The sequence below is a fragment of the Nocardia sp. NPDC001965 genome, from assembly GCF_053594175.1.
This window is the reverse complement of the sequence record NZ_JBSFDZ010000081.1, coordinates 1-5,909: the sequence shown is the minus strand read 5'-3', so window position 1 is coordinate 5,909 and position 5,909 is coordinate 1. Positions and strand designations below refer to the sequence as shown.

The window sequence follows — 5,909 nt, the reverse complement described above, 5'->3', positions numbered from 1 at the left end:
ACGGCGACGTCGCCGTGCTGCGGCGAATGGTCGACCTGGTCCGCGCAGGGGTCAGCCCGTGCCGGGCAGCCGAAGCAGTGCGCGGCGCAGCCACCTTCATGAGCCGCAGGCTCGAGTCTCGAGGGCTGAACGACGGGACCGAGGGGGCCTCGACCCCGCGGCGCCGCAGGCGCCGCAAAATAAGACAGAATGGACTTATGACGAACCCTCTTGGAGGCTCGAATCGCGCTCGGCAGGGTCTGCCCACGCCCCCGTCCGGGTGGCCGGTCGGTTCGTACCCGACCTATGCCGAGGCGCAGCGCGCGGTGGACCATTTGGCCGACAATCAGTTCCCTGTTCAGAACGTCACCATCGTCGGGGTGGACTTGATGCAGGTCGAGCGGGTGTTGTACCGCTTGAACTGGGGCAAGGTCATCGGTGGGGGTGTGGTGTCGGGTGCTTGGCTCGGGTTGTTCCTGGGCTTGTTGCTGAGTCTGTTCACCACGAACGGTATGGCGGGGCCGCTGGTTGTCGGCCTGGTCGGCGGCATCATCTTCGGTGTCATCTCGACGACCATCCCGTACGCGGCCACCCGTGGTCAGCGTGATTTCGCGTCGACCATGCAGTTGGTGGCGGGGCGTTACGACGTGCTGTGTGATCCGAAGACGGCCGAGCAGGCCCGGGATCTGCTCGCGAAGCTGGCCATCTAGCGGATGGAGGTGATCGAACGCGTCCGGGCGGCCGTTGTGGGCCATTTCGGGGTGGAGGCGGCCGCGGTGGATACGGCGTCGATGACGTTTCTCGGATTGGAGCCGATCGAGATCCTGCGTATCCCGGGTGACGGGGTGACGCACTATGCGACGGTCGGCGGGTCGCGGCATCCGATGGGTGATCCGGGGGATCTGCACGCCGATCCGGTGCGTGGGCCGCGGGCCGAGCTGATGCTGACCATGCGGTCGGCGGCCGGAGCCGGGGCGGGGGTGGCCCGGTCGCTGGGTGTGCTGGCCGCGGCGCCCGCGGTCGAAGGCGTTGTGTTGCAGGCCGATGCGCTGCTGGATCTGGGTGAGCCGATCTGGCGGGACGCACCGTTCACGGCGGTGCTGCTCGGCGCGGGTGAGATCCCGGAGATCGAACTACCCGATCCGGCCGAACCCGTGCGGTATTTCGCGGTTACCCCGGTGACGGCCACCGAAGCGGCATGGGTGCGGGTGCGTGGGGCGCAGGCGTTGCGCGATGCCTGGGCGGAGGCGGGGATCGACGTCCTGGATCCGGGCCGGGGAGCTGCCTCGTTGTGAGTGGTCCGGGGGGTGGGCGCGGGGTCAGAGCCAGTTGATGTGCCGGAACAGTGCCAGCAGGGTCAGACAGATTCCGATGATGATGGTGAGTACGACCGGATAACCCCAGCTGGTTTTCAGTTCCGGCATATGTTCGAAATTCATACCGTAGATTCCGGCGATCATGGTCGGTACCGCGGCGATGGCGACCCATGCCGAGATCTTGCGCATATCGGTGTTCTGCTGGACGGTGATCTTGGTGAGGGCGGCGCTGATGAGGGCACTGAGCGAATCGTCGAAATCGGTGATCCGCTCGGCGACGCCGGTGTGATGATCGGCGACATCGCGCAGATAGCGCCGGATCTCCGCGTCGAGCGGGAGATCCTCCTTGTGCACCAGGACCTGGAGCGGGAGCGCCAGCGGGTTCACTGCGCGCCGCAATTCCACCACCTCGCGTTTGAGTTGATAGATCGCCTCGACGGTGATCGGGGTGCGCGGCGTGAACACCTCCTCCTCCATGGCGTCGATATCGAATTCCACCGCCTGAACGACGTCGATATAGGTGTCGACCACGTGATCGGCGATGGCGTGCAGGACCGAACCGGTCCCCAACCGCAATCGTTGCGGATCCGCCTCGAGCTCACGGCGCACCATCGCGAGGGGTGAGTGTTCGCCGTGCCGGACGGCGATCACGAAATCCGGGGCGGTGAAGATCATCAGCTCGCCCGTTTCGACGATCTCGCTGACGGTGTGCAGATCGTGTTCGCGGTAGGCGACGGTGCGCATGACCATCACCAGGGTGTCGTCGTAGCGTTCCAGTTTGGGGCGCTGGTGGGCTTGGACCGCATCCTCGACGGCCAGGGCGTGCAGGCCGAAGGTCGCGGCCACTTCGCCCATCTGATCGGCGTCGGGATCGTGTAGCCCCAGCCAGACGAAGCCGCCGCGCTCGCGGGCCGCCACGAGGGCTTTCTCGTGCGTGAACCGGCCGGGTAGCCGTTCTCCGTCCACATAGACCGCGCAGTCGACGATCGCGCGGGCGGTGGGCACCCGGATATGCGGGGCAGCGGGAGAGCGCCGGTTCCGCCCCGGACCATGGAACGGCAGCGGAATCGAGGGCACGCGTCGATGCTACTTCGCGGCCATTCCGCACCGAGGTCGCCGGCGCGGCGGGGGACTCGGCTGCCGTGCCCGTGCTGGTCCCGGCCCCCGCCTCGGTGTGGTGCTCGAGGCTCGCCTCGGTGAGTGTTCGAGGCTCGCCTCGGTGAGTGTTCGAGGCCCGCCTCGGTGAGTGTTCGAGGCCCGCCTCGGTGAGTGTTCGAGGCCCGCCTCGGCGCAGCCTTCGCGCCGCACTGGAAGACTGGCGGCGTGCGCATCGATCTGCATACCCACTCCGACGCTTCCGACGGCACCGACAGCCCGGCCGAGCTGGTGCGCAACGCGGCCGCCGCCGGGCTGGACGTGGTCGCGATCACCGACCACGACACCACCGCCGGCTGGGCCGAGGCCGAGGCCGCTCGCCCGGCCGGCCTGACACTGGTCCGGGGGATGGAGATGTCCTGTGTGGGCCGCGGTGTCGACGGATATCCGGTTTCGGTGCATCTGCTGGCCTACCTGTTCGACCCCGCCGACCGGGGATTCGCGGTCGAACGGGAACGTCTGCGTGCCGAACGGGTCGACCGGCTACGCGCCATGGCCGAGCAGATGGCCGCGGACGGACTACCGATCGATCCGGACGCGGTGCTCGCCGCGGCCGGGCCCGCGGCCGGCCGTCCACATCTCGCCCGCGCTCTCGTCGCGGCCGGTGTAGTGCCCACGGTGAACGCCGCGTTCACCGATCTGCTCGCCGCGGACGGTCCGTACTACGTCGAGAAGGCCGACACCCCGCTGCGCCGGGCCGTCGAGATGATCGCCGAAGCAGGCGGTGTCAGCGTGCTCGCCCACGGACGGGCCCGCAGCCGCGGCCGGCTACTGGACCTGCGGGAAGTCCGCGACCTGGTACCGCACGGGCTGGGCGGCCTGGAGATCGATCACCCGGACCACAGCGATCGGGACCGGGCGACGCTGCGCGACCTGGCCGGCGAGTGCGGTCTGCTGATGACCGGGTCCTCGGACTACCACGGTGACAACAAGACGATCGGCCTCGGCGACTGCACGACCGACCCCGCGCAGTTCGAGAAGCTGGCCGGGAGAGCCACCGGCGTCCCGGTGCTGGCCTCATGAGACTGGTACGGGGCATCAGCGGTATCGCGGCGGCCGGACTCGTACTGCTGGCACTGGTCGTGGTCGGCGCGGCGCTGATCGGCGAACGGCGCGGTTTCCCGGGGCCCGGTGCGGAATCGGTGACATGGCATATCGCCGTCGCGGTGACAGCCGTTGTGGCGCAGGTGTATTCGGATCGGGTACGGGGTGCTGCGAGTCTCGGTGCGGCAGCGGTGGTGCTCGGCTCGGGAGCTGTTCTGCTCTGGACCCAGTGGTGGGGTTGACCAGCGGTGTACCGGGAGCCGGTCACACGAGCGCCGCTTCACTCGACGGCCCGGCGCCGCACTGAGATGTCTCACCGGTAGCCGCCGCGACTCGCGAGTTTCCGCTCACGGGAAGGTAATGCGCACGGCCTACGCTGACCCCGTGCTGTCCGAAACGCGCGATCTGCGACGTCCGGTTTGGCGAACGGTCCGGGACCTGGCAGAATGTTGCGGATTCCCGATCGTTGCCACCGCCGGGTCGGGGATATCCGGCGCCCGCCGCTTCGCGACGCACCGTCGCGGCCGGAGTAGGGCACCAGTCGAGTTCGATCGGACCAACCCGTCCGAAATCCACCCGGACCGTCGCTGCCCGAAATCAGCGCCACCCTCTATCGCCCTGTGTCCGGGGTTCCCGGATCGTCCGGGCCATGGCAATACCGGGAAACATCCTGGTCGCGCCGCCGATGAACGATATGACGCAGATAACACCAAATACCCGGCGGTAACCGTCCATCGGTTACGACCGCAACCAGCAGGAGTGAAATCGTGTCCTCTGTGACTGACGCACCGAACGCCACCGCCAGCAAAGATGAGGTCGAAGACCTCTCGGCGATCACTCACGAGGAGATCTTCGCGGGTCACCTCGGCGGCAAGCTCTCGGTCGAGCTCAGCTCGCCGCTGGCCACCCAGCGCGACCTATCGATCGCCTACACCCCCGGTGTGGCACAGGTGAGCCGCGCCATCGCCGAAGACGAGAAACTGGCGAAGCGCTACACCTGGACCGACCGCCTGGTGGTCGTGGTCAGCGACGGATCGGCGGTGCTGGGCCTCGGCGATATCGGCCCGCGCGCCTCCCTGCCGGTCATGGAAGGCAAATCGGCGCTCTTCAAGAAGTTCGCCGGGCTCGACTCGATCCCGATCGTGCTGGACACCAAAGACGTCGACGAAATCGTCGAAACCCTCATCCGCCTGCGGCCCAGCTTCGGCGCCGTGAACCTCGAGGACATCTCCGCACCCCGCTGCTTCGAAATCGAGAAGCGGGTCGTGGAAGCCCTCGATTGCCCCGTGATGCACGACGACCAGCACGGCACCGCCATCGTGGTGCTCGCCGCCCTCAACGGTGCCGCGCGGGTTCAGGGCCGGGCCACCTCCGGTCTGAAGGTGGTCGTGTCCGGCGCCGGTGCCGCCGGTGTCGCCTGCACCAACATCCTGCTCGCCGCGGGCGTCGCCGATGTCACGGTGCTGGACTCCAAGGGCATCGTGAGCCGGGACCGCACCGACCTCAACGCGGTCAAAGCCGATCTCGCCCAGCGCACCAACCCGCGCGGACTCACCGGCACCGCGGCCGACGCCCTCGCCGGCGCCGATGTGTTCCTCGGCCTGTCCGCGGGCACCATCGGCGAGGAACTCATCGCCTCGATGGCGCCGGAAGCGATCGTGTTCGCCATGTCCAACCCGGACCCGGAGATCCACCCCGACGTCGCCCGCAAATACGCCGGCATCGTCGCCACCGGCCGCAGTGACTTCCCGAACCAGATCAACAATGTGCTCGCCTTCCCGGGCGTGTTCAAGGGCGCGCTCGACGCGGGCGCCCGGCGGATCACCGAAGGTATGAAGATCGCCGCCGCCGACGCCATCCTGGGTGTCGTCGCCGACGAGCTCGCCGTCGACAAGATCGTCCCCAGCCCGCTCGACCCGCGCGTCGCCCCCGCGGTGGCCGACGCGGTCGCCGCCGCCGCTCGCGCGGAGGGCGTCGCCTGATAAAACGTTCCGCCTTACCCGGGCGGTAACCGCAACTACAGCACTCGGCCGCCACCCTGGGCCGGGTGCTGTAGTTTTTTGCGGCGCCTGCGGCGCCGCGGGGCGGGGCCCTATTTGCCCCGGTTCTTCACTCCGCCGCTCAGTCGCTGCGCTCCATCGCTCTGTCGCTCCAGAACCGGGGCGGGCCCCGACACGGAGGGGGACCATCCGGAGGAGCGGAAGGTAGGGGCGGACGTATGTCGCCGCGCCATCTCCTACACGTACTCGGCGATTGCGCTCGGGTCCGCATGCGGACCCGGCCGTCGAATGCCACCGCAACCGCTCGAGTCGAGTTTTACGCAACGCACTGGTGGCCATGGCAATCCACAGTCTCGGCGCCGAGGCGCGGTCGTTCACCGGCTCCCAGGCCGGTGTCATCACCACGTCGGTGCAC

General features: G+C 68.3%; 6 protein-coding genes and 1 pseudogene. 6 read left to right on the top strand and 1 reads right to left on the bottom strand.

What is annotated here, in order from left to right; all coding sequences use genetic code 11:
- Window positions 1-197 precede the first annotated feature (197 nt).
- Window positions 198-689, top strand: coding sequence for a general stress protein (locus ACWCPQ_RS34870; RefSeq protein ID WP_449907400.1), 492 nt, complete (start codon window positions 198-200; stop codon window positions 687-689).
- Window positions 690-692: 3 nt separating this feature from the next.
- Window positions 693-1,274 carry a suppressor of fused domain protein gene (locus ACWCPQ_RS34865; protein ID WP_449907394.1) on the top strand — a complete coding sequence of 194 codons (582 nt, stop codon included), beginning with the start codon at window positions 693-695 and terminating at the stop codon, window positions 1,272-1,274.
- A gap of 24 nt (window positions 1,275-1,298) precedes the next feature.
- Here the strand turns inward: ACWCPQ_RS34865 and ACWCPQ_RS34860 are convergent, their stop codons facing one another.
- The gene (locus ACWCPQ_RS34860; protein ID WP_449907391.1) at window positions 1,299-2,372 is read right to left on the bottom strand and encodes a magnesium and cobalt transport protein CorA; all 1,074 of its coding nucleotides are present in this window, start codon (window positions 2,370-2,372) and stop codon (window positions 1,299-1,301) included.
- A 246-nt stretch (window positions 2,373-2,618) separates the two neighbouring features.
- On the opposite strand from ACWCPQ_RS34860, the gene ACWCPQ_RS34855 reads away from it, so the two are divergent.
- The 4 genes and pseudogenes from ACWCPQ_RS34855 to ACWCPQ_RS34840 all read left to right on the top strand — a co-directional run.
- Window positions 2,619-3,473, top strand: a complete 855-nt coding sequence (locus ACWCPQ_RS34855; RefSeq protein WP_449907388.1) for a PHP domain-containing protein — start codon at window positions 2,619-2,621, stop codon at window positions 3,471-3,473.
- Complete coding sequence (locus ACWCPQ_RS34850; protein WP_449907386.1) at window positions 3,470-3,736, top strand: hypothetical protein; 267 nt, start codon at window positions 3,470-3,472, stop codon at window positions 3,734-3,736. Before ACWCPQ_RS34855 ends, ACWCPQ_RS34850 begins: the two co-directional genes overlap by 4 nt.
- 534 nt (window positions 3,737-4,270) lie before the next feature.
- On the top strand, window positions 4,271-5,476 hold the full coding sequence (locus tag ACWCPQ_RS34845) for an NAD(P)-dependent malic enzyme (RefSeq protein ID WP_449907397.1): 1,206 nt from the start codon (window positions 4,271-4,273) through the stop codon (window positions 5,474-5,476).
- Window positions 5,477-5,810: 334 nt separating this feature from the next.
- Window positions 5,811-5,909 (top strand): annotated as a pseudogene (locus ACWCPQ_RS34840) (hypothetical protein); the annotation flags it as partial.